Annotated in this window: 19 protein-coding genes and 1 pseudogene; 9 read left to right on the top strand and 11 right to left on the bottom strand. The window is 65.0% G+C overall.

Annotated elements, in window-relative coordinates; genetic code table 11:
- The first annotated feature begins 33 nt into the window (after positions 1–33).
- Positions 34–1,092: a LacI family DNA-binding transcriptional regulator gene (locus ACSVHC_RS09460; protein ID WP_437772200.1), complete on the top strand. Its 1,059-nt coding sequence runs from the start codon at positions 34–36 to the stop codon at positions 1,090–1,092.
- Between the two features lie 29 nt (positions 1,093–1,121).
- On the opposite strand, the gene ACSVHC_RS09455 is transcribed toward ACSVHC_RS09460, so the two are convergent.
- From ACSVHC_RS09455 to ACSVHC_RS09440, 4 genes are all read right to left on the bottom strand, one after another.
- Positions 1,122–1,991, bottom strand: coding sequence for a hypothetical protein (locus tag ACSVHC_RS09455; protein ID WP_437772201.1), 870 nt, complete (start codon positions 1,989–1,991; stop codon positions 1,122–1,124).
- Positions 1,992–2,023: 32 nt separating this feature from the next.
- The gene (locus ACSVHC_RS09450) at positions 2,024–2,830 is read right to left on the bottom strand and encodes an exodeoxyribonuclease III (protein ID WP_437772202.1); all 807 of its coding nucleotides are present in this window, start codon (positions 2,828–2,830) and stop codon (positions 2,024–2,026) included.
- Positions 2,831–2,893: 63 nt separating this feature from the next.
- Entirely contained in the window at positions 2,894–3,460 is a 567-nt protein-coding gene (locus ACSVHC_RS09445) for an HdeD family acid-resistance protein (RefSeq protein WP_437772203.1), read from the bottom strand.
- A gap of 66 nt (positions 3,461–3,526) precedes the next feature.
- The gene (locus ACSVHC_RS09440) at positions 3,527–4,111 is read right to left on the bottom strand and encodes a dihydrofolate reductase family protein (RefSeq protein WP_437772204.1); all 585 of its coding nucleotides are present in this window, start codon (positions 4,109–4,111) and stop codon (positions 3,527–3,529) included.
- A 109-nt stretch (positions 4,112–4,220) separates the two neighbouring features.
- Here ACSVHC_RS09440 and ACSVHC_RS09435 point away from each other — a divergent pair.
- Positions 4,221–4,391 (top strand): annotated as a pseudogene (locus tag ACSVHC_RS09435) (heme-binding protein); the annotation flags it as partial.
- Between the two features lie 13 nt (positions 4,392–4,404).
- On the opposite strand, the gene ACSVHC_RS09430 reads toward ACSVHC_RS09435, so the two are convergent.
- The 3 genes from ACSVHC_RS09430 to ACSVHC_RS09420 are packed head-to-tail and all read right to left on the bottom strand — an operon-like array spanning position 4,405 to position 7,054.
- On the bottom strand, positions 4,405–5,622 hold the full coding sequence (locus ACSVHC_RS09430) for an acetyl-CoA acetyltransferase (protein WP_437772205.1): 1,218 nt from the start codon (positions 5,620–5,622) through the stop codon (positions 4,405–4,407).
- Positions 5,619–6,311 (bottom strand): CoA transferase subunit B, encoded by a 693-nt coding sequence (locus tag ACSVHC_RS09425; RefSeq protein ID WP_437772206.1) that lies wholly within the window; start codon positions 6,309–6,311, stop codon positions 5,619–5,621. Before ACSVHC_RS09425 ends, ACSVHC_RS09430 begins: the two co-directional genes overlap by 4 nt.
- Before the next feature lie 26 nt (positions 6,312–6,337).
- On the bottom strand, positions 6,338–7,054 hold the full coding sequence (locus tag ACSVHC_RS09420) for a CoA transferase subunit A (protein WP_437773945.1): 717 nt from the start codon (positions 7,052–7,054) through the stop codon (positions 6,338–6,340).
- Positions 7,055–7,263: 209 nt separating this feature from the next.
- Between ACSVHC_RS09420 and ACSVHC_RS09415 the strand changes: the two genes are divergently transcribed.
- The 7 genes from ACSVHC_RS09415 to ACSVHC_RS09385 all read left to right on the top strand — a co-directional run bounded on the left by ACSVHC_RS09415 (position 7,264) and on the right by ACSVHC_RS09385 (position 14,754).
- The gene (locus ACSVHC_RS09415) at positions 7,264–8,040 is read left to right on the top strand and encodes an IclR family transcriptional regulator (RefSeq protein WP_437772207.1); all 777 of its coding nucleotides are present in this window, start codon (positions 7,264–7,266) and stop codon (positions 8,038–8,040) included.
- A 149-nt stretch (positions 8,041–8,189) separates the two neighbouring features.
- The gene (locus ACSVHC_RS09410) at positions 8,190–8,861 is read left to right on the top strand and encodes a fasciclin domain-containing protein (protein WP_437772208.1); all 672 of its coding nucleotides are present in this window, start codon (positions 8,190–8,192) and stop codon (positions 8,859–8,861) included.
- 74 nt (positions 8,862–8,935) lie between these two features.
- Complete coding sequence (locus tag ACSVHC_RS09405) at positions 8,936–10,330, top strand: cryptochrome/photolyase family protein (protein ID WP_439180890.1); 1,395 nt, start codon at positions 8,936–8,938, stop codon at positions 10,328–10,330.
- 146 nt (positions 10,331–10,476) lie between these two features.
- Entirely contained in the window at positions 10,477–11,976 is a 1,500-nt protein-coding gene (locus tag ACSVHC_RS09400) for a CoA-acylating methylmalonate-semialdehyde dehydrogenase (protein WP_437772210.1), read from the top strand.
- Positions 11,976–13,022: an enoyl-CoA hydratase/isomerase family protein gene (locus tag ACSVHC_RS09395; protein ID WP_437772211.1), complete on the top strand. Its 1,047-nt coding sequence runs from the start codon at positions 11,976–11,978 to the stop codon at positions 13,020–13,022. Before ACSVHC_RS09400 ends, ACSVHC_RS09395 begins: the two co-directional genes overlap by 1 nt.
- The gene (gene mmsB, locus ACSVHC_RS09390; RefSeq protein ID WP_437772212.1) at positions 13,015–13,935 is read left to right on the top strand and encodes a 3-hydroxyisobutyrate dehydrogenase; all 921 of its coding nucleotides are present in this window, start codon (positions 13,015–13,017) and stop codon (positions 13,933–13,935) included. Before ACSVHC_RS09395 ends, mmsB begins: the two co-directional genes overlap by 8 nt.
- Before the next feature lie 39 nt (positions 13,936–13,974).
- A complete protein-coding gene (locus tag ACSVHC_RS09385) occupies positions 13,975–14,754 on the top strand; it encodes an enoyl-CoA hydratase (protein ID WP_437772213.1) in 780 nt (259 codons plus the stop codon).
- On the opposite strand, the gene ACSVHC_RS09380 is transcribed toward ACSVHC_RS09385, so the two are convergent.
- The 4 genes from ACSVHC_RS09380 to ACSVHC_RS09365 all read right to left on the bottom strand — a co-directional run bounded on the left by ACSVHC_RS09380 (position 14,751) and on the right by ACSVHC_RS09365 (position 18,799).
- Positions 14,751–15,584 (bottom strand): sulfurtransferase, encoded by an 834-nt coding sequence (locus tag ACSVHC_RS09380; RefSeq protein ID WP_437772214.1) that lies wholly within the window; start codon positions 15,582–15,584, stop codon positions 14,751–14,753. The genes ACSVHC_RS09385 and ACSVHC_RS09380 overlap by 4 nt on opposite strands.
- A gap of 178 nt (positions 15,585–15,762) precedes the next feature.
- A complete protein-coding gene (locus ACSVHC_RS09375) occupies positions 15,763–16,443 on the bottom strand; it encodes a TenA family protein (RefSeq protein WP_439180889.1) in 681 nt (226 codons plus the stop codon).
- An 88-nt stretch (positions 16,444–16,531) separates the two neighbouring features.
- Complete coding sequence (locus tag ACSVHC_RS09370; RefSeq protein ID WP_439181383.1) at positions 16,532–17,041, bottom strand: MarR family winged helix-turn-helix transcriptional regulator; 510 nt, start codon at positions 17,039–17,041, stop codon at positions 16,532–16,534.
- Between the two features lie 27 nt (positions 17,042–17,068).
- The gene (locus ACSVHC_RS09365) at positions 17,069–18,799 is read right to left on the bottom strand and encodes an AMP-binding protein (RefSeq protein ID WP_437772217.1); all 1,731 of its coding nucleotides are present in this window, start codon (positions 18,797–18,799) and stop codon (positions 17,069–17,071) included.
- Between the last annotated feature and the right edge of the window lie 110 nt (positions 18,800–18,909).

Raw genomic sequence — 18,909 nt, 5'->3', positions numbered from 1 at the left:
CGGCTTCCGCACGGAATCTTTGAGGGGGCTTGAGTGGCAAAAACGAGTGAACGGTCCCAGCGTGGCGGCCACGCAGGAGCCAGCATTGAGGACGTCGCACAGGCCGCGGGTGTTTCCACCGCCACCGTTTCCCGTGCAGTGCGCGGCCTTCCCCGGGTATCTCCTGCAACCCGGGAGAAGATCCTCAGGGTCGCCGGCGAGCTTGGGTATGTGGCGTCGTCGTCCGCTTCGGGACTGGCCACGGGCCGTACCAGGACGATCGGTGTCCTGGCACCTTACGTGGACCGGTGGTTCTTCTTCAAGGCCATCGAGGGCGTGGACCGCGAGCTCCATGCCCGCGGCTACAACCTATCCCTGTTCAACCTGGGCGGGCAGCGCGGAGCGCGGGAACGGCTCTTCAGCAAGACGATGGTCTATAAGCAGATCGATGCGCTCCTGGTCCTTTGCATGTCCCTGACGCCCGAGGAAATCGCAGATCTCCAAAGGATCGAAATCCCCTTGGTCATTGTCGGCGGTCCGGTGGAGGATTGCCCCAGCATCGGCATCGACGATTACGCCGCCTCGGTCGAAGCCACCATGCATCTGTTGAACCTCGGTCACCGGGAGATCGCCCTGCTGCATGGCCAGGACGATTCGGACCTGAACTTCACCGTCCCGCGATTGCGCGTTGATGGCTTCACGGATGCCATGACGAGCGCGGGTTTCTCCATGCCTCCGGAATGGGACATTTTCGGAAACTTCACGGTGGGCAGCGGCCAGGAAGCCTTCGACGAGCTCTGGAGCAAGCCCGGGCCTAAACCGACGGCGATCTTCTGCGCCTCCGATGAAATGGCCATGGGAGCCATGTTGCAGGCGCGGCGCCGTGGCGTTCGTGTACCGGAGGACTTGTCCATCATCGGCATTGACAACCATGAATTCGCCGAGGCCATGGGCCTGACAACCGTGGCGCAGGACCCCGTTGAACAAGGCCAACTGGGCACGCGCATGCTGTTGGACGAATTGGCCGGGGCCGCAGGTTCCGTGCGGTCCATGAAAGCACCCCACCGGCTGATCGTCCGCGAAACCACCGGTCGGCCTCGCCCCAAGGGCTAACTCGCCCCAAGAGCGAGGAAGCACAGAAGCTAGGAAGCCCGGGCCAGCTGCCTGATGGGGATCCAGCGGGAAGCCAGCCTGCGATAAGCCGCGGCCGCTCCTGTCATGTCCCCCTCGGCCAGGCATTCGATGCCGAGCCTGACATCCATGGGCGACTCGTCCGGGTACACCTTGTCCGCCACGGCGCCGTAGTCCAGTTCGACCATTGACTGCACGTGGAACAATTCGAGCCACTCGGTGAGCTGGGTGAGGTCGTCCAGCATGTCCAGGTCCGGGGCGGCGAGGGCAAGGTTGGCTACGGCGAACCGGGCCCGGTCCAAGGCGTCCGTCAGCGAGGCCCAGACCCTGACCGTCAGGATGCGTCCGCCGGATTCCACGACATCCTTACGGTCCGACTCCTGGAACAGCGAGAACCAGCTGAAGGGGATGCCCCAAGTGGAGGCCCGCGTGTGCACGCGTTTCGCGTCGTGGCTGGCGTTGATGCGGTCAATGCGTGCTTGGTGCCGGTCGCGCTGGTCCACGGGGATGAGCAGGTCCGCGAGGGGTCCGTGGATACCTTCCATGAGGGCATTGGCCGCCAATCCTGCCCGGATGACCAGTTGGCTGGGGCAGTAAAGCAGCCGGCCGGCGTCGGGGTCGTTCGGCTCTCCGGAAGGAACCCGCGTAATGCGGACCAAATCGGTGCTGCCGGTGGGGAACGGGTCCCCGCCTTTACGGGTGACCCGTCCGAGGGAAGCGAGCAGCTCGGCAGTTTCGACGGCGGCCCGCGAACCGCTGCGGGTACCGCTCGCCACGAGCTGCTGCCGCTGGTCCTCGGGGAATGCCTCGAGTGGTTCGTAGACGCGCAACGCTGAAGAGAAGGGCAGCCCTGCCTGGCTCCCGTATAGCTTTCCGCTCATCGCGGGCCCGCCTCCTCCGTCATTGTTGTTGCTCAGTCCGTAAGCTCCACGATCACCGGAGCGTGGTCCGAGGCGCCCTTGCCCTTGCGTTCCTCGCGGTCGATCGAGGCCCCGGTGACACGCGCGGCCAGCGCGGGGGAGGCCATGACGAAGTCGATGCGCATGCCTTCCTTCTTGGGGAACCGCAGCTGCGTGTAGTCCCAGTAGGTGTAGACGCCGGGACCCGGGGTGTAAGCGCGCGCGACGTCGGTGAAACCGGCCGCTTCGAACGCCCGGAAGGCCTCGCGCTCAGGTTCGCTGACGTGAGTGAGCGCGTTCGCCCGGAAGTAATCGATGTCCCAGACATCCTCGTCCAGCGGCGCGATGTTCCAGTCGCCCATGAGCGCCACCTGGGTCTCGGGGTTCTCCGTGATCCAGCCGGCGGCGTGGCCCTTGAGGGTGTCCAGCCACTTGAGCTTGTACGGCATGTGTTCGTCGTCCAGGGAACGGCCGTTGGGAACGTACAAGCTCCACACCCGGACCCCGCCACACGTTGCGGCAATCGCACGGGCTTCCTGGACAGGATCCTTGCCGGCTTTTCCGAAGGCGGGCTGGTCAACAAAGGTGCGCTCGACGTCGTCGAGCCCTACACGCGAGGCGATCGCCACGCCGTTCCATTGGCTCAGGCCGAAGTGGGCAACCTCGTAGCCCATGCGTTCGAAGAGCTCCCACGGGAAGTTGTCGTCCTTGCACTTGGTTTCCTGCATGGCGAGGACGTCGCAGTCATTGCGCTGCAGCCATGCCTCGACGCGGTCGGCACGTGCGCGGAGCGAATTCACATTCCAGGTAGCTATCTTCACAGCCACTAACTTACCGAACTTGGGACCTGGCGCATCCCCCCGCAGCAGATTGCTGCCACCGGGCTAGTGGGCGAGCATCACCGAAGAAGAGGCACGCCTGCGTAGTTTGATGCCGGAGGCGATCAACAAAACGCCACTGACCGCGGCATATGTCGCGAGGAGAGCCACCACGCTCAGGAATCCCGCGCCCGGATTGACGAGCACAAAGAGCCCAAACAAAGTGGTGACCAACGCTGTCAACATCCAGATCCACCAAGCCCTGACCGTCGTCCTGGTGTCCATGGCAAGGATGATCTGCGAAATGCCGAGGACCAAGGCCCATGCTCCTATGAGGACGCCCAGTGCTGCGGCGGTGATGCCTGGCCACGAAACGGCCACGATGCCGGTCGCGACGGAGATGAAGCCGCCGATCAGGCTCCAGCGGGAGTGGCGCGCCGGGTCGTAGAAGTGGTGGGCCATATTGGTGAGCCCGTCCGTCATGGCGAAGACGCCGAAGACGTAGACGAGCGCAAACACCGTGGCGACTGGCAGGGAAGCGACAAGGAAGGCCAACAGAAGGGCCAAGGCTCCCCGGAAGATGAGCGCCGTTCCTGAATGCTGGAACAACTTGCGTCCTGCGGTGTCGGACATAGGGTCAGTTTAGACCCGGGGCGGCAGCTGGGGAATGGGCCAGCACGCGTGAGGCCGCCTCTTTCGTTATCGGCGGGTGTAGTGGGCGATGATCACCCCCTTGGTGGTCGTGACGGAGCCGGTGAGCTCGAACTCGGTCAGCGGGGCTGGGCCTTCGAACAGCCGCGTCCCGGTACCCAGGGTGAGCGGGTGGATCAGCAGAGTGAAGTTGTCGATGAGGCCGGCGGCGTGCAGGGAGCGGACCAGCGACGCGCTGCCGATGATCGTCAGATCGTTGCCAGGCTCGGCTTTGAGCTTGGCCACCGTCTCGGCGGCCTCGCCGGACAGCAGGATGGAGTTCTGCCAGGCATCGGCGTTCTCCAGCGTCCTTGACACAACGAACTTGGTCGCTGCGTTCATGTACACGGTGAACGGGTTGTCGTCGGCGCGGGTGCTCCAGGCGGTGATGAAGTCGGTCCAGGTGCGGTGTCCGAACAGCATGTCCGTGCGTTTCGCCATGCCCTTGCCCATCTCACGGCCCATGACCTCGTCGTTGTACCTGCCGCCCCACCCACCGTGGGTGAAGCCACCGCGGGTGTCCTCGTCCGGACGGCCCAGTCCCTGGATGACTCCGTCGAGGGTAATGGACAGCGTGGCATTGATCTGGCGCATGACATGCTCCTTTGCTTCTGCGGACCGCTCTCTGCGGCCCGGTCACCCCCTATACGAATGGCGACCGGCCAAATCGACACCTGCACCCCAATTTTTTCTTCGCCCGCCGTCACGTGGCCCGTCGATCGCCGACCTCCCGGGCACCCTCTTCCTCCCTGGCGGGGTGCCGCTCACGGTGAACGGCGTCTCCGTCGCCGGGATCGGCGTCGGCGGCGCACCGGACGGCGTCCTGGACGAAGCCTGCGCGGCGGCTGGTGCGGCGGTGCTTGCGGCGAAGTAGGGCATTCGAGGGGCTAGACCGACTCCAAAACTGAGACGTAGTTCGCGATGCCTACGCCGCCCATGTTCTGCACGGCTCCGCGGCGGGCGTTGGGCAGTTGCATGGCTCCCGCAGTGCCCGTGAGCTGCATGGCTGCGATGACGTGCTGCGATACGCCCGTTGCGCCGACGGGGTGGCCCTTGGCCTTGAGGCCGCCGGACACGTTGACGGGCAGCCTGCCGTCCTTGTAGACCCAACCTTCCTGAACCGCCCGGGAGCCTTCGCCACGCGGCGTCAGCCCCATGGCCTCGTACATGATCAGTTCGGCGATCGTGAAGCAATCGTGCACTTCGGCGAAGTCCAGTCCGTCGATCCCGACGCCGGCCATCCCCAGCGCGCGCTCCCAGGAGACCCGCGTGGCGGCGAACTCGGTGGGGTCGCGGCGCTCCGCCGGGAAGAAGGCGTTCGCGTGCCCGAAGCCCGCCAACCGCACGGGTTCGGTAGCAGCGCCCGACGCCGGGCCGAGGGAAAGCACGACGGCGGCGGCGCCGTCGGACACGGGAGAGCAGTCGGTGCGGCGCAGCGGTTCGGCAACCATGGGATTCTTCTCGGAAACCGTCCGGCAGAACTCTTCGCCGAAGTCCCTATGCATCTGCGCGAAGGGGTTGTCCATGCCGTTGCGGTGGTTCTTAGCGGCGATGGAACCGAGGATGTCGCCTAGGCCGCCGGCAAATCCACGGCGCTCGAGGCCCGCTCCGTAGCGCTTTTCGTAGTGCTTGGCCACCTCGGCGAACAACCCCGTGAAACCGGTGGTGGAGGCCTTGCCCGCCATTTCGTAAGACGCTCCCAGAAGGGCTGCGCCTACGACGTCGGCTCCGGCGTCGGTCATTTTTTCAGCCCCGATCACCAGGACGTTGCGGGCAGTGCCGGCCAAGACAGACTTCACGCCCTGCTGGAACGCTGCAGAACCGGAAGCGCAGGCGTTCTCCGTCCTCGTAGCCGGCACGTTTGCCAGGTCCTCGGACAGTTGCAGCGCCAGTGAGGACGTGAAGCCAAGGGGCTGCATGCCTGAGTTGAACTGGCCGAGGTAGATTTCGTCGATGTCCCGCGGCTCAAAGCCGGAGTTCCGGATGGCCTCCGCGGACACCTGGACGATCAAGGACTCCAGCGTCTCGTCCGTGAGTTTGCCGAACTTGCTGTGTCCCCATCCGGTGAGGAGGACATCTTTGCCGAACTGCTCTTTCAGGCTCATGCCAGTGTTCCTTCCAATGCAGGAGTGGTTTCCAAGGCGACGTCGAACGCTGCCCCGGTCTTTTCGCGGAGTTCCTCGACGGTGACCCCGGGGGCGAGGCGCGTCAGCGTGAGCTGCCGCCCGCCGTCCGTTTCTTGTGCGTTCCGCACAAGATCGAACACCGCGAGGTCACTGACAATCCGGTCCACCACCCCCAGTCCGGTCAGCGGCAGGGTGCATTCCCGGACGATCTTGGCGCTCCCGTCCTTGGCATTGTGCTCGGTGAGGACCACGACGCGCGGGGTGCCGGCCACCAGGTCCATGGCGCCGCCCATGCCCTTGACCATCTTTCCCGGAATGGTCCAGTTGGCGAGGTCGCCATTGCCGGAAACCTGCATGGCGCCGAGGATGGCAACCTTGACGTGTCCACCGCGGATCATGCCGAAAGACGTTGCCGAGTCGAAGATGCTGCCGCCGGGCAGGACCGTGACGGTCTGCTTGCCGGCGTTGATCAGGTCGGCGTCTTCCTCGCCCTCGTAGGGGAAAGGTCCCATGCCGAGGAGGCCATTCTCGCTTTGCAGAACAACCCGCACGCCGTCGGGCAGGTTGTTGGCAACGAGGGTGGGAATGCCGATCCCGAGGTTGACGTAATCGCCGTCGTTGAGCTCCTGGGCCGCAATGGCGGCCATTTCGTCGCGGGTCCATGCCATGGTGGTTCTCCTTGTCGGGTGGGTGCTTAGCCGGCCAGGGCTTCAGTGCGGGGCCGGACGGTGCGCTGCTCGATGTCCTTGGTCCGGCCGCTCGCCTGGACCAGACGCTGGACGTAGACGCCGGGCGTCACGATGTGGTTCGGATCCAATCCGCCGGGCTTCACGATCACTTCGGCCTCCGCGATAGTCACGATTCCCGCCGTCGCCACGACCGGGTTGAAGTTCCGTGCCGTGTAGCGGTAGATCAGGTTGCCGTCCGTGTCCGCGGTGTGCGCGTGGACCAGTGCGACGTCGGCGACGATCCCGCGCTCGCGGACGTACGTGACGCCGTCGAACTCTTCGAGGGGCTTGCCTTCGGCGACCAGGGTGCCGACGCCGGTCCGCGTGTAGAAGGCGGGGATGCCTGCACCACCGGCGCGGAGGCGCTCGGCCAAGGTGCCCTGGGGAGCGAATTCGACCTCGAGCTGGCCGGAGAGGTACTGCTCGGCGAAGAGCTTGTTCTCGCCCACGTACGAGGCGATGACCTTGCGGACCTGTCCGGCTTCGATGAGGACGCCAAGCCCCTTGCCGTCAATGCCCATGTTGTTGGAGACCACGGTCAGGTCCTTGACGCCCGAATCGCGGACGGCGTCGATCAGGTCCGCGGGGATGCCGCTGAGCCCGAAGCCGCCGACGGCGATCGTCTGGCCGTCGCGCAGGACGTCCTGAAGTGCAACGGCGGCGCTGGGCTGGATTTTGGCCATGGCTTTGTCCTCGTCTTTGAGTAGGATCACTCAGCGGCCATCCACTTTGTGGACACTGGGCTGAGTTAGCGGTCTGAAAAGGAGCTTAGGGCGGCTCTGCGCGGAGGGTCAACGGCCCCACGCGGCCAGTAGGGCTGAACTCGCACAGTGTGGACGCTAGTCTTGGAAGTGTCCACATTGTGGAGGAAATCTTTGGGAAAGAGGTAGTGTTGCCAACTCAGCAGCCGCAAACCGCGCCGGTCCAGGGCGCCCAAGTCGTCGCTCGGGTCGCCGCGCTCCTCCGGCTCGTGGGGCGCAAGCCGGAGGGCATGTCCATCGCTGGCCTGGTCCGCGAGTCCGGACTAACCCGCCCTACGGTGCACCGCTTGCTCGCGTCCCTCGCCGCCGAAGGCCTGCTGGACCACGACCAGCGGACCGGCAACTGGATCCTGGGACCCGAGATCTTCCTGCTGGGGTCGGTGGCGGCTGCGCGGTTCCCGTTTGAGGACTTGGCCCGGCCCAGTCTGCGCCGCCTGGCCGAGGAGAGCGGGGAGAGCGCCTTCTATTCGATCCGTCGTGGCGACGAAACCGTGTGCGTGCTCCGCGAGGAAGGCAGCTTTCCGGTGCGCTCGTTTGTCTTGCACGAGGGCGTCAGGTTCCCGCTCGGCGTAGCGTCGGCTGGCACGGCAATCATGGCCTTCCTGCCGGACGAAGAACAGGAAATGATCCTGTCCGGCTGGGAACGGCATGCGGGGGACTTCGCCGCCGGCCACACCGAGAGTGTGGTGCGCCGGAACCTTGCGCAGACCCGAATGGCCGGGTACTCGGTGAATCCCGGTTTGGTCCTCGAGGGCAGTTGGGGAATGGCGGCTGCCGTCTTCGACCAGCTGGGCCGGCCAATCGGCGCATTGTCTCTCACAGGCATTGAGCCGCGGTTCCGTCCTGAACGCCAGGAATTCCTCGGCAAGTTGCTCATGGAAGAAGCGCACCGCATGAGCCCCGCTTGAGGGGCGCCAAATTAAGTTTTGAAGATCTACCCATCCACCCGGCCCGCACCTCCGAATAGCTGGCATAAGGACTTAGCCCGCAAGGGTGAAGTGCTTTCACGCCGGAATCAACCGGCACCGAATGTCAGTCCGTTTGAAGGAGAAATGTCATGCTTGCTACAAAGCGCACGTCTTTTGCGATCGCCGGCCTCGCCGCTTCCGCCCTGCTGGGCCTCACTGCCTGTGGCGGCTCCGCTTCCACGGCCTCATCGTCGTCGGCCGCTCCGAGCTCGTCGTCCACCATGGCGGCGACCCCCTCCGCCTCGGCAAGCGCCGCGATGGACCCGACCAAAGACCTGGTTGGCCCGGGCTGTGCAGGTTACGCCTCCCAGGTTCCCAGTGGTGCAGGTTCGGTTGCCGGAATGGCTCTCGACCCCGTAGCCGTGGCCGCTTCCAACAACCCGTTGCTCAAGACCCTCACGGCCGCGGTGTCCGGCAAGCTGAACCCCAAGGTGAACCTGGTGGACACGCTTAACGGCAGCCAGTTCACTGTCTTCGCTCCTGTGGACAGCGCCTTCGCCAAGATCCCCGCCGCCACCATCGATACCCTCAAGACGGACGATGCTCTCCTGAGCAAGATCCTCACCTACCACGTCATCCCCGGCCAGCTGACCCCGGACCAGATCGTGGGCACCCACAAGACGGTTGAGGGCGACTCCGTGACAGTTACGGGAACCAAGGACGCTCTCAAGGTTGACGGAGGCTCCGCCGTGATCTGCGGTGGCGTCCACACCGCCAACGCCACGGTGTACCTGGTTGACTCCGTCCTGATGCCCAAGTAAATCTCAGTACCGGCCATGCCCCTTAAGATTCGTCTTAGGGGGCATGACCTTTGCACGAAATCCGAGGGGGATGAGTGAAGCCGTCGATCGTGTGGTTCCGGGACGACCTCCGGGCCGCGGACAACCCGGCACTGCGGGCGGCAGCCGACGACGGTTCCGCCGTCGCGCTCTACGTCCTCGATGAGGAATCACCTGGTATCAGGCCGCTCGGCGGCGCCTCCCGCTGGTGGCTGCATCATTCCCTGCTTGCCCTTCGCGATGACCTTGCCGCCCTGGGTGTTCCGCTTTTGCTGCGCCGCGGACCGGCAACGGAGGTCGTCCGGGAAACCGCGACGGCGGTGGGTTCGGAGTCGCTGTACTGGAACCGCCGCTACGGCAAGCCGGAGCGAATGCTCGACGCCGGCATCAAGACCTGGGCGCGCGAATCCGGGATGCATGCGGAGAGTTTCCAGGCCTCCCTGCTGCACGAGCCGTGGGCTGTGACCACGAAGCAAGGCGGACCCTTCAAGGTCTTCACGCCTTTTTGGCGGACCGTGTCCGGCTTGGATTTCCGTGAACCGCTAGAGGCTCCGGAACCGGGTCGGGGATTCTCCGGCCGGCTCCCTGAGTCCGAGGAATTGGACACGTGGGGATTGCTGCCGCGAAACCCCGACTGGCCGGCCGGATTGTCCGAAAGCTGGCAGCCGGGTTCGGCCCAGGCGCGTGAGCTTCTTGACGACTTCGTGGAGCACGGGCTTGCGGACTATTCGGTGAACCGGGACCGTCCGGACGTGCCGGGCAGCAGCCGGTTGTCGCCCTTTTTGCGGTGGGGGCAACTCAGCCCGTTCGAGGTATGGCATGCCCAGCAACGCCGGCGTCGGGAACTCGGCGACGGTGCGGCTGTCTTCGCCGCGGAACTCGGTTGGCGTGAATTCTGCTGGCACCAGTACTTCCATCATCCGGATCTGGCAACGGCCAATTTGCGGCCCGGGTTCGACCACTATCCGTGGGCTTGGCCGGGTGGTCGGGGTGCCGGCTCGCACGAACCAGCCGCCCAGGAAGCCGCAAATCTCCTTCGCGCGTGGCAGGAGGGCCGCACGGGATTCCCCATGGTTGACGCAGGCCAGCGGCAGTTGTGGCACACAGGATGGATGCACAACCGGGTCCGCATGGTTTCCGCCAGTCTCTTGGTGAAAAACCTTGGAATCCACTGGCAAGTGGGCGAGCAATGGTTCTGGGACACCCTGGTGGATGCCGATCCTGCGTCCAATCCCGCGAACTGGCAGTGGGTAGCCGGTTCCGGTGCGGACGCCTCGCCCTTCTTCAGGATCTTCAATCCGGAGACCCAGGCCAAGAAATTCGATCCCCATGGCGGCTACGTCGGCCAGTGGATCCCGGAACTGTCCACGGCGGACTATCCGGAGCCGGTGGTGGACCTTAAGGCCTCGCGCCGGGAGGCTCTGGATGCCTACGGCAACCTGCCTCGCTGAGCGGGCTCACCTGAGCACCAGCTGGTGTGCTCTAGAAATTAGTAGGAAGTCCGAGTATATTCGGGATCAAAGACGTCCCGGAGCGCAGTTGGACATGTGCCTTCGAGGCCGATGGCGGGCATTCCCCATATGCAAAGGAGCATTCCATGGTGCGCGAACTTTCCCACTACATTGACGGCCAGAGGATCGACGGGACCTCCGGGCGCTTCAGCGATGTCTACGATCCCTGCACCGGCGAGGTCCAGGCAAAGCTCCCCTTGGCCAGCGCCGATGAGGTCAGGAACGCGATCGCGAACGCGGAAAAAGGCCAGCTCGAATGGGCTGCCATGAACCCGCAGCGGCGCGGCCGGATCCTGCTGAAGTTCGTGGACCTCGTCAACGAGAACATGGACGAACTCGCTACGCTGCTCTCTTCCGAGCACGGCAAGACCTTCCCCGATGCCAAGGGTGACATCCAGCGCGGCATCGAGGTGGTGGAGTTCGCCGCAGGTGCGCCGCACCTGCTCAAGGGCGAATTCTCGGACAACGCCGGCACCGGCATCGACGTCCACTCGCTGCGCCAGCCACTCGGCGTCGTCGCGGGCATCACGCCCTTCAACTTCCCGGCGATGATTCCGCTCTGGAAGTCCGGCCCCGCGCTGGCGGCCGGCAATGCCTTCATCCTCAAGCCCTCGGAGCGCGACCCCTCGGTGCCGCTCCGCCTGGCCGAGCTCTTCACCGAGGCTGGATTGCCGAACGGTGTCTTCAACGTCATCAACGGCGACAAGGAGGCCGTTGACGCCCTTCTCGAGGATCCGCGCGTGAAGGCCATCGGCTTTGTCGGTTCCACGCCGATCGCGCAGTACATTTACGCCACGGCAGCGGCCCACGGCAAGCGCGCCCAGTGCTTCGGCGGTGCCAAGAACCACATGGTGATCATGCCCGACGCCGATCTCGACATGGCCGCGGACGCACTCATCGGTGCCGGCTTCGGCTCCGCCGGCGAGCGTTGCATGGCGATCTCGGTGGCCGTACCGGTCGGCCAAGAGACGGCCGACGAACTGGTTTCCAAGTTGCAGGACCGCATCAGGGGACTGAAGGTCGGCCCGAGCCTGGCCAAGGATTCGGACTTCGGCCCGGTGGTGGCGGCCTCGGCGAAAGAACGCATTGAAGGCTACATCCAGGCCGGCGTCGACCAAGGCGCCACGCTCGTCACCGATGGACGCGGCCTCAAGGTCGATGGATACGACGGAGGTTTCTGGGTTGGCCCGACCCTCTTCGACAACGTCACGAAGGACATGTCCATCTACAAGGAGGAGATCTTCGGGCCGGTCCTGAGCGTCCTCCGCGCGTCCGACTACGAAGAAGCGCTGCGGCTCTGCTCCGAGCACGAGTTCGGCAACGGCGTCGCGATCTTCACCCGCGACGGCGACGCCGCCCGCGACTTCGCCAGCCGCGTCGAAGTGGGCATGGTCGGCATCAACGTTCCCATTCCGGTTCCGATCGCCTACTACACCTTCGGCGGCTGGAAGGCCTCCGGCTTCGGCGACCTCAACCAGCACGGTGCGGACGCCTTCCGCTTCTACACCAAGACCAAGACGGTCACCACCCGCTGGCCTTCGGGCATCCGCCAAGGCGCCAGCTTCGTGATGCCGGCCGGCAGCTAATGGCCGAGGTTCTGTTCGAGAAGCGCGGCCACCTCGGCGTCGTCACGCTGAACCGGCCCCAGGCCGTCAACGCACTCACCGCCGGGATGGTGCACGCCATGCTGGAGCAGCTCACCGCGTGGGCGGACGACGACGCGGTCAAAACGGTCTTGGTGCACGGCTCCGGGGACCGCGGACTGTGCGCGGGTGGGGACATCGTGGCGATCTACGACGACATGCTGCGCCACGGGGACCAGACCGCGGACTTCTGGGCTGCGGAATACCGCTTGAACTCGCTCATCGCCCGGTACCCGAAGCCCTACGTGGCCTTCATGGACGGGCTGGTCCTCGGCGGCGGGGTCGGCATCTCGGCCCACGGCTCCGTCCGCGTAGTCACCGAGCGGACCCGTACCGGCATGCCGGAAACCACCATTGGCTTTGTGCCCGACGTCGGCGGAACCCTTCTGCTGTCCTGCTCACCGGGCGAGTCTGGCACCCACGCAGCCCTCACGGGCGCCCACCTGAGCGGGGCCGACGCCTTGTTCCTGGGGCTAGCGGACCACTTCGTCCCGTCCGAAAGCCTGCCCGCGCTTGCGGAAGCGCTGGAGAGCTCGACGGCGGAGGCCGCCGTCGGGCGCTTCGTGCAGGAGCCGCCGGCCTCGGCACTGTCCCGCCAGCGCGATTGGATCGATGAGGCCTATGGGTCCGACGACGCCGAGGAAATCGTCGCAAGGCTGCGGGACGCCGGAGGGGAAGCCGCTGCAGCCGCGGACACCATCGAGGCGAAGTCGCCTACGGCCGTGAAAGTCACCCTGGAATCGTTGCGGCGCGTCGGGGAGCTATCCCTCGAGGAGGCCTTGGAGCAGGAATACCGCGTCGGCGTGCGCTGCCTGGCTGGCCCGGATTTCCGCGAGGGGATCCGCGCCCAAGTGGTGGACAAGGACCGCAACCCACAGTGGAAGCCAGCTTCCCTGGCGGAGGTGTCGCGGGCCGCCGTCGAGGGCTTCTTCGCGCCGCTCGGCGACCGTGAACTCAAACTTCATTCAAAGGAGTCCGACCATGTCTGACGCAGTTTCCGGCACCATCGCTTTCCTCGGCCTTGGCCACATGGGCGGCCCCATGGCCGTAAACCTTGTCAAAGCGGGTCATCAAGTAGTCGCGTACGATCCCGTGCCGGCAGCACTCGAGGCAGCCCGTGAACATGGCATTGCCACGGTGGATTCCGCTCCGGAGGCCCTCGCTGACGCCTCCGTTGTCCTGACCATGCTGCCCAGCGGCAAGCACGTCCTTGACGCCTACCGGGGAGTGGACGGAGCGCCGGGCCTGCTCTCGGTGGCTGCGCCGAACACGCTGTTCCTGGACTGCTCCACCATCAATGTCGACGAGGCCCGCGAGGCCGCGGCCATTGCCTTGGAGGCCGGCCACCGCTCCGTGGACGCGCCCGTTTCCGGAGGCGTGGTGGGTGCCGAAGCCGGAACCCTGACCTTCATGGTGGGGGCGCTGCCGGAGGACTTCGAAACGGTGAAGCCGATCCTGGAGCTCATGGGCCGGAGGATCGTGCACTGCGGTGACCACGGAGCCGGCCAGGCCGCCAAGGTCTGCAACAACATGATCCTGGGGGTGTCCATGATTGCCGTCAGCGAGGCATTCGTCCTGGGCGAGAAGCTGGGCCTTACGCACCAAGCGCTGTTCGACGTCGCTTCCAACGCCTCGGGGCAGTGCTGGGCGCTGACCACCAACTGCCCGGTTCCCGGCCCGGTCCCCACGAGCCCGGCCAACCGCGACTACCAACCCGGATTCGCCGGAGCGCTCATGGCGAAGGACCTCCGGCTCGCGGTCAACGCGCTGGAGAGCACAGGAGTCGACGGGCAAATGGGGCACCTGGCATCGCAGATTTACGACGCCTTCGCGGCCGAAGGCGGAGCCGGACGCGACTTCTCCGGCATCATCACGGACATCCGGGACAAGTCCGCCAAGTAGCCTTGGCGGGTAAGTCATTTACGACAAAAGGGGCACGGCTTGGCGCAGCAGTACGAAAACATCCTGGTGGAACTCCGTGGACGCGTGGGCCTGGTGACCCTGAACCGGCCCAAGGCGCTCAACGCGTTGAACCAGGCCACCATGAATGAGATCGTGGCGGCCGTGTCGGACATGGATGCGGATCCCGCCGTGGGGGCCGTGGTGATCACCGGTTCGGAGAAAGCCTTCGCCGCCGGCGCCGACATCAAGGAGATGGCATCCAAGGGGTACATGGAAATGTATGCCGCCGACTGGTTCCGCGCCTGGGAAAACCTCACGCGCCTGCGCATTCCCGTGATTGCCGCGGTGTCCGGCTTTGCCCTCGGTGGGGGCTGCGAACTTGCCATGATGTGCGATTTCATCATTTCCGGGGACAACGCCAAGTTCGGCCAACCTGAAATCAACCTCGGTGTCATTCCGGGCATGGGCGGCTCGCAACGGCTGACCCGGGCCGTGGGCAAGGCCAAGGCAATGGACATGATCCTCACTGGGCGGTTCATGGACGCCGAAGAAGCCGAGCGGGCGGGACTCGTTTCCCGCGTCGTGCCGGCCGACTCCGTGGTGGAGGAGGCGCTGAAAGCCGCCGAGGTGATCTCGTCGAAGTCCAAGCCGGTTGCCATGGTGGCCAAGGAGGCCGTCAACGCAGCCTTCGAAACCGGCCTGTCCCAAGGTGTTTTGTTCGAGCGCCGGATCTTCCACTCATTGTTCGCCACCGAGGACCAAAAAGAAGGCATGGCGGCATTCACCGAGAAGCGCCAGCCGGAGTTCAAGCACCTTTAAGGTTTCGCGGGCCCGAGCTCGACCGGGAATTCTAGCGCATGGCCGTATTGGGACCACCCGCCCGTGAAGAGTCTGCCGTGTCCAAGGCCCGCATATTCCAAGGCCAGAAGATTGTGGCAAGCCGTTACTCCGGACCCGCAATAGCTGATCACGTTCTCGGCCGATGTGATGCCCGCCGTAGCGAAACTGCGCAGCAACTCGGCCTTGCTGCGCAGTTTCCCGTTGGGGTCCAGGTTCTCCCTGCACGGGACGTTCCGCGCGCCGGGCACATGCCCGGGCCTGGGATCGATGGGGTCCTGCCTGCCCTCGAATCGGTCGCGGTTGCGTGCGTCCACGGCGAGGTTTGATTCGATCGAGAGCTCGTGGATCTCCGCCAGGCGGTTCCTGGGCCACGGTTGTGCGGTGAAATCACCTGCGGGCCTCGAAGGATGTTCGGTTTCCAAGGGCCCTTCATAGCTGGCCAACCCGCCATCCAGAATGGCGGAGCTGTGGCCTGTGGCGCGCAGCATCCAGACCAAGCGTGCGGCGATGACTCCGCCGGCGTCGTCGTAAGCCACCACGATGTCGTCGTCGCTGATTCCCACTTCCCGCATCCCAAGGGCAAAATCTTCCGGCGGGGGGAGCGGGTTTCTTCCTTCGAGTGGCGATCCCTTAGCCGAGAGCCAGCGATCCAGGTCGACAAAGACCGCCCCGGGGATGTGCCCGCCGTCGTACGCCGCCCGGCCTGAGCGCCCGTCGAGGTACCAGCGCACATCGGCCAGCACCACGCGGCGACGGTTTTGAGCCAACCAATCGAGATCGACAAAGGGTTCTATCGCTGCACTCTTCATGGCCACAATGCTACGTGCCTGTCTCATTATTTGATACACGAATATCACAATGTGATCATGCGACGAGCGTGTCACACAGCCAAGGGCTTATGGACATCCTTGGTCCGGCGTAGAGTCCAGCTGGTTGTCCAGGAGTTCGTAACGGCGGACGGTTTCGGCGCCGACGCCAATAACGATTTCACAGCCCACGAATTGCACCATTGCTGTCCGGCCGGACCAGCGCCGCGTCGAAGAACGTGCGCTCGAGCCGGACTGCCTCGGCGAACGTCCCGGCCACGCGGGCACGGTCTTCGGCGGAGACGGGCTCGACGGCGTCGAACTCCGCCCGCAACCACTCAACCCACGTGTTGTACTCGGGGTTGTTGTGCAGGCGGATCCACTCCGAATGCTTTGCTGCTGACGGCCATGGAGCGGGGTCGCCGGCCCGGGATGCCCAGTCGCCGTACAGCCATTCCGCCACCAGTACCACGGCCAACACGTCCGCGTAGGAGCGCGTGGCGATAGCGCTCCGCATGAGGGCATCGAAGTCACGGGTCGCAGGACCCAGTGAAGGCGCTATCCGGTCGGCCTCAGGTACGGATAATTCCTCAAAGCAATCCTGGAAGTACGTGTTCTCGTCCGAGGCGAAAGCCCCGAGCACCCGTGCGAACACGAGTCGAGAAGGAAGCGACGGTGCTGAGGCAACCGCCTGGCCTAGGAGCGCTGTGAACGCATCGCAGAACTGGTAATCCTGCACGAGGTAGCGGCGCAGGTCGTCATCGGGAAGGCTCCCGTCGAAGAGCTGATCCACGAACGGATGGTTGACCGCTGCGTCCCAATCTGCGGCGCAGTTGCTCCTTAGTAGTTCGGCAAAGCCCACGGTGTTCCTCCTGGAAGTTCAGAACCGCAGCCTAGCAGCCGGCGCCGGCAGGCAAGCCTGGATGACGCACATGATCGACGATTACGCGTTAGCCGTCCGTAAAGTCGCCCGCGGCCTTGCGGAAGTCTCCCAGTACGCGGATCAGGTGCTCGACGTCTTCCTCCCCGAAGCCGGACTGGCCGAACACCTCGTTGTTGAGTGCCGTCGTCGCGCGCTTCGCGAGGGTGCGGCCCTCCGCGGTGAGCTCGATCAGCGTGGTGCGCCCGTCGGTTGGGTGCGGCGAGCGGACCACGAGGGCTGCCTTTTCAAGGCGGTCGACGGCGTTCGTCACCGACGTCGGATGCACTTGGAGCAGCGCGCTGGCTTTGTTCATGGGCAGAGCGCCGCTGCGGGCGAAACTCAGCAAGGCCAAGAGTTCGTAGCGCGCGAAGGTCAGGCCGTACGGCTTCAGCACGCCCTCGATCCGCGCCAGCAGGATCTGCTGCGTGCGCATGATCGCGGTGATGGCGGCCATGGGCGCGGCGACTTCGCCCCAGCCGTGGCGTTCCCAGTTTCGCTGGGCGTCGGCGATGGGGTCGCGGGGGAGCGGGCTGCCCACGGTTCCTCCTGACATTTGCTTGGCTGCCTATTCTTTCAGACTCGGGAACTCGTCCTCGGTGTACTCGACACCCAGGCCGGCAGGCAGCGGACCGTCGCCGTGACGGGCCACCTCCGTACCTCGAAGTTCGACACGGCGGATCTTGCCGGAAATCGTCTTGGGCAATTCGCCGAATTCGAGTCGACGGATGCGCTTGAACGGCGCCAGGTGCTGCCTGCAGTACCTGAGGATGTCCTCGGCCACGGCCGGACCGGGCTCGTAGCCGGCGGCGAGCACCACGAAGGCTTTCGGCACCGAAAGCTTGACCGGATCCGGAGAGGGCACGACGGCGGCCTCCGCCACTGCGGGGTGTTCGATCAGCACGCTTTCGAGTTCGAAAGGGGACAAACGGTAGTCGGAGGACTTGAAGACATCGTCGCCCCGGCCCACGTAGGTGATAACGCCGTTCCCGTCCCGGCTGGCCATGTCGCCCGTGTGGTAATAACCGTCACGGAAAGCCTCGGCCGTCTTTTCCGGGTCGCCGAAGTAGGACTTCATGAGCCCCACCGGGCGAGGGTCCAAGCGCAAGCACAGCTCGCCGTCGTCGGCCTCTTCACCTGTGGTTGGGTCTACGAGTACGACGTCGTAGCCCGGCAGGGGCCGTCCCATCGAGCCGGTCTTGACCGGTTGCCCGGGAGTGTTGGCGACCTGCACGGTTGACTCCGTCTGGCCGAAGCCGTCGCGTATGGTCTGGCCCCAGGCCCTCTCCACTTGCCCGATCACCTCGGCATTGAGGGGTTCGCCCGCCGAAACAACCTTCGTGGGCGGCGTTTTGAGCAGGGTCAGGTCCGCCTGGATGAGCATGCGCCATACGGTGGGCGGGGCGCAGAAGCTCGTAACGCCTTCCCGGCCCATCTGTTCCATGAGGGCCTTGGCATCGAAACGATCGTAGTTGTAGACGAAGACGCAGGCCTCGGCGATCCACGGCGTGAAAACGTTGGACCACGCGTGCTTGGCCCAGCCGGGAGAAGCCACGTTGAGGTGGACGTCTCCGGGTTCCAGGCCGATCCAGTACATCGTGGAGAGGTGTCCCACGGGGTACGAGGTGTGGGTATGCTCCACCAGTTTGGCGCGCGACGTGGTGCCCGAAGTGAAGTAGAGGAGCATGGTCTCGTCGGCGGCGGTGGGGGCGTCCGGGACGAACGTCGTCTCGGCGGAATCCGCTTCGGCGTACTGAAGGGCGCTCTTGTTCTGGTGGCCAGCCGTGGCGCCGTCGCCCACTTCAATGAGGGTGTAATCGCCCGGCACCTCTGCGAACTTGGCTATGTTGGCGCTCCCGACGGCGGCCCAGCGGGCGCCGCCGCGCTCCACGCGATCCGTGATGTCGCGAGGACCCATGAGCGTGGTGGTGGGGATCAGGACCACGCCGAGTTTGATCCCGGCGAGCATGAGTTCCCACAGTTCAACTTGGTTGCCGAGCATGATGATCATGCGGTCGCCACGGCGGACGCCCCTGGTACGGAGCCAGTTGGCAAGCTGCGAGGATCGTGCGGAGAGATCGGCGAAGCTGCGACGGGTGGAGCTGCCGTCCTGCTCGACGATGACCAGCGCAGGGTTGTTCGCCGTTGCGGCGTGGGCCGCGATCTGGTCGAACCAGTCGAGGGCGAAGTTGAACTCGTTGAAGCGGGGCCACTGGAATTCGCCGTGTGCGCGGGAGTAGTCAGTGCGCAGCTCGAGGAGCCGGTCGCGGGCTGCACGGAAGTCGTCGGTGACTGTCATTGTCTGCCTTTCGCCCTGCGTGAATGGGGTCAGTGCGGACCGGGAACCAGCTGGCCGTGTGATCCGCCTCACTGCAATATACTAGGACATCCAAGGGTTTGGAAGGGGCG

This window comes from Arthrobacter sp. KNU-44, from assembly GCF_051843155.1.
GTDB lineage: Bacteria > Actinomycetota > Actinomycetes > Actinomycetales > Micrococcaceae > Arthrobacter.
The sequence above is the reverse complement of the archived record's forward strand: the minus strand, read 5'-3'. Positions and strand labels throughout refer to the sequence as shown.

Bases quoted from the DNA above. Each gene is read 5' to 3' on its own strand.
- ACSVHC_RS09455 (WP_437772201.1), bottom strand. From the start codon at position 1,991: ATGAGCGGAAAGCTATACGGGAGCCAGGCAGGGCTGCCCTTCTCTTCA.
- ACSVHC_RS09445 (WP_437772203.1), bottom strand. From the start codon at position 3,460: ATGTCCGACACCGCAGGACGCAAGTTGTTCCAGCATTCAGGAACGGCG.
- ACSVHC_RS09440 (WP_437772204.1), bottom strand. From the start codon at position 4,111: ATGCGCCAGATCAATGCCACGCTGTCCATTACCCTCGACGGAGTCATC.
- ACSVHC_RS09430 (WP_437772205.1), bottom strand. From the start codon at position 5,622: ATGAGCCTGAAAGAGCAGTTCGGCAAAGATGTCCTCCTCACCGGATGG.
- ACSVHC_RS09425 (WP_437772206.1), bottom strand. From the start codon at position 6,311: ATGGCATGGACCCGCGACGAAATGGCCGCCATTGCGGCCCAGGAGCTC.
- ACSVHC_RS09420 (WP_437773945.1), bottom strand. From the start codon at position 7,054: ATGGCCAAAATCCAGCCCAGCGCCGCCGTTGCACTTCAGGACGTCCTG.
- ACSVHC_RS09410 (WP_437772208.1), top strand. From the start codon at position 8,190: ATGCTTGCTACAAAGCGCACGTCTTTTGCGATCGCCGGCCTCGCCGCT.
- ACSVHC_RS09400 (WP_437772210.1), top strand. From the start codon at position 10,477: ATGGTGCGCGAACTTTCCCACTACATTGACGGCCAGAGGATCGACGGG.
- ACSVHC_RS09395 (WP_437772211.1), top strand. From the start codon at position 11,976: ATGGCCGAGGTTCTGTTCGAGAAGCGCGGCCACCTCGGCGTCGTCACG.
- mmsB (WP_437772212.1), top strand. From the start codon at position 13,015: ATGTCTGACGCAGTTTCCGGCACCATCGCTTTCCTCGGCCTTGGCCAC.
- ACSVHC_RS09380 (WP_437772214.1), bottom strand. From the start codon at position 15,584: ATGAAGAGTGCAGCGATAGAACCCTTTGTCGATCTCGATTGGTTGGCT.
- ACSVHC_RS09365 (WP_437772217.1), bottom strand. From the start codon at position 18,799: ATGACAGTCACCGACGACTTCCGTGCAGCCCGCGACCGGCTCCTCGAG.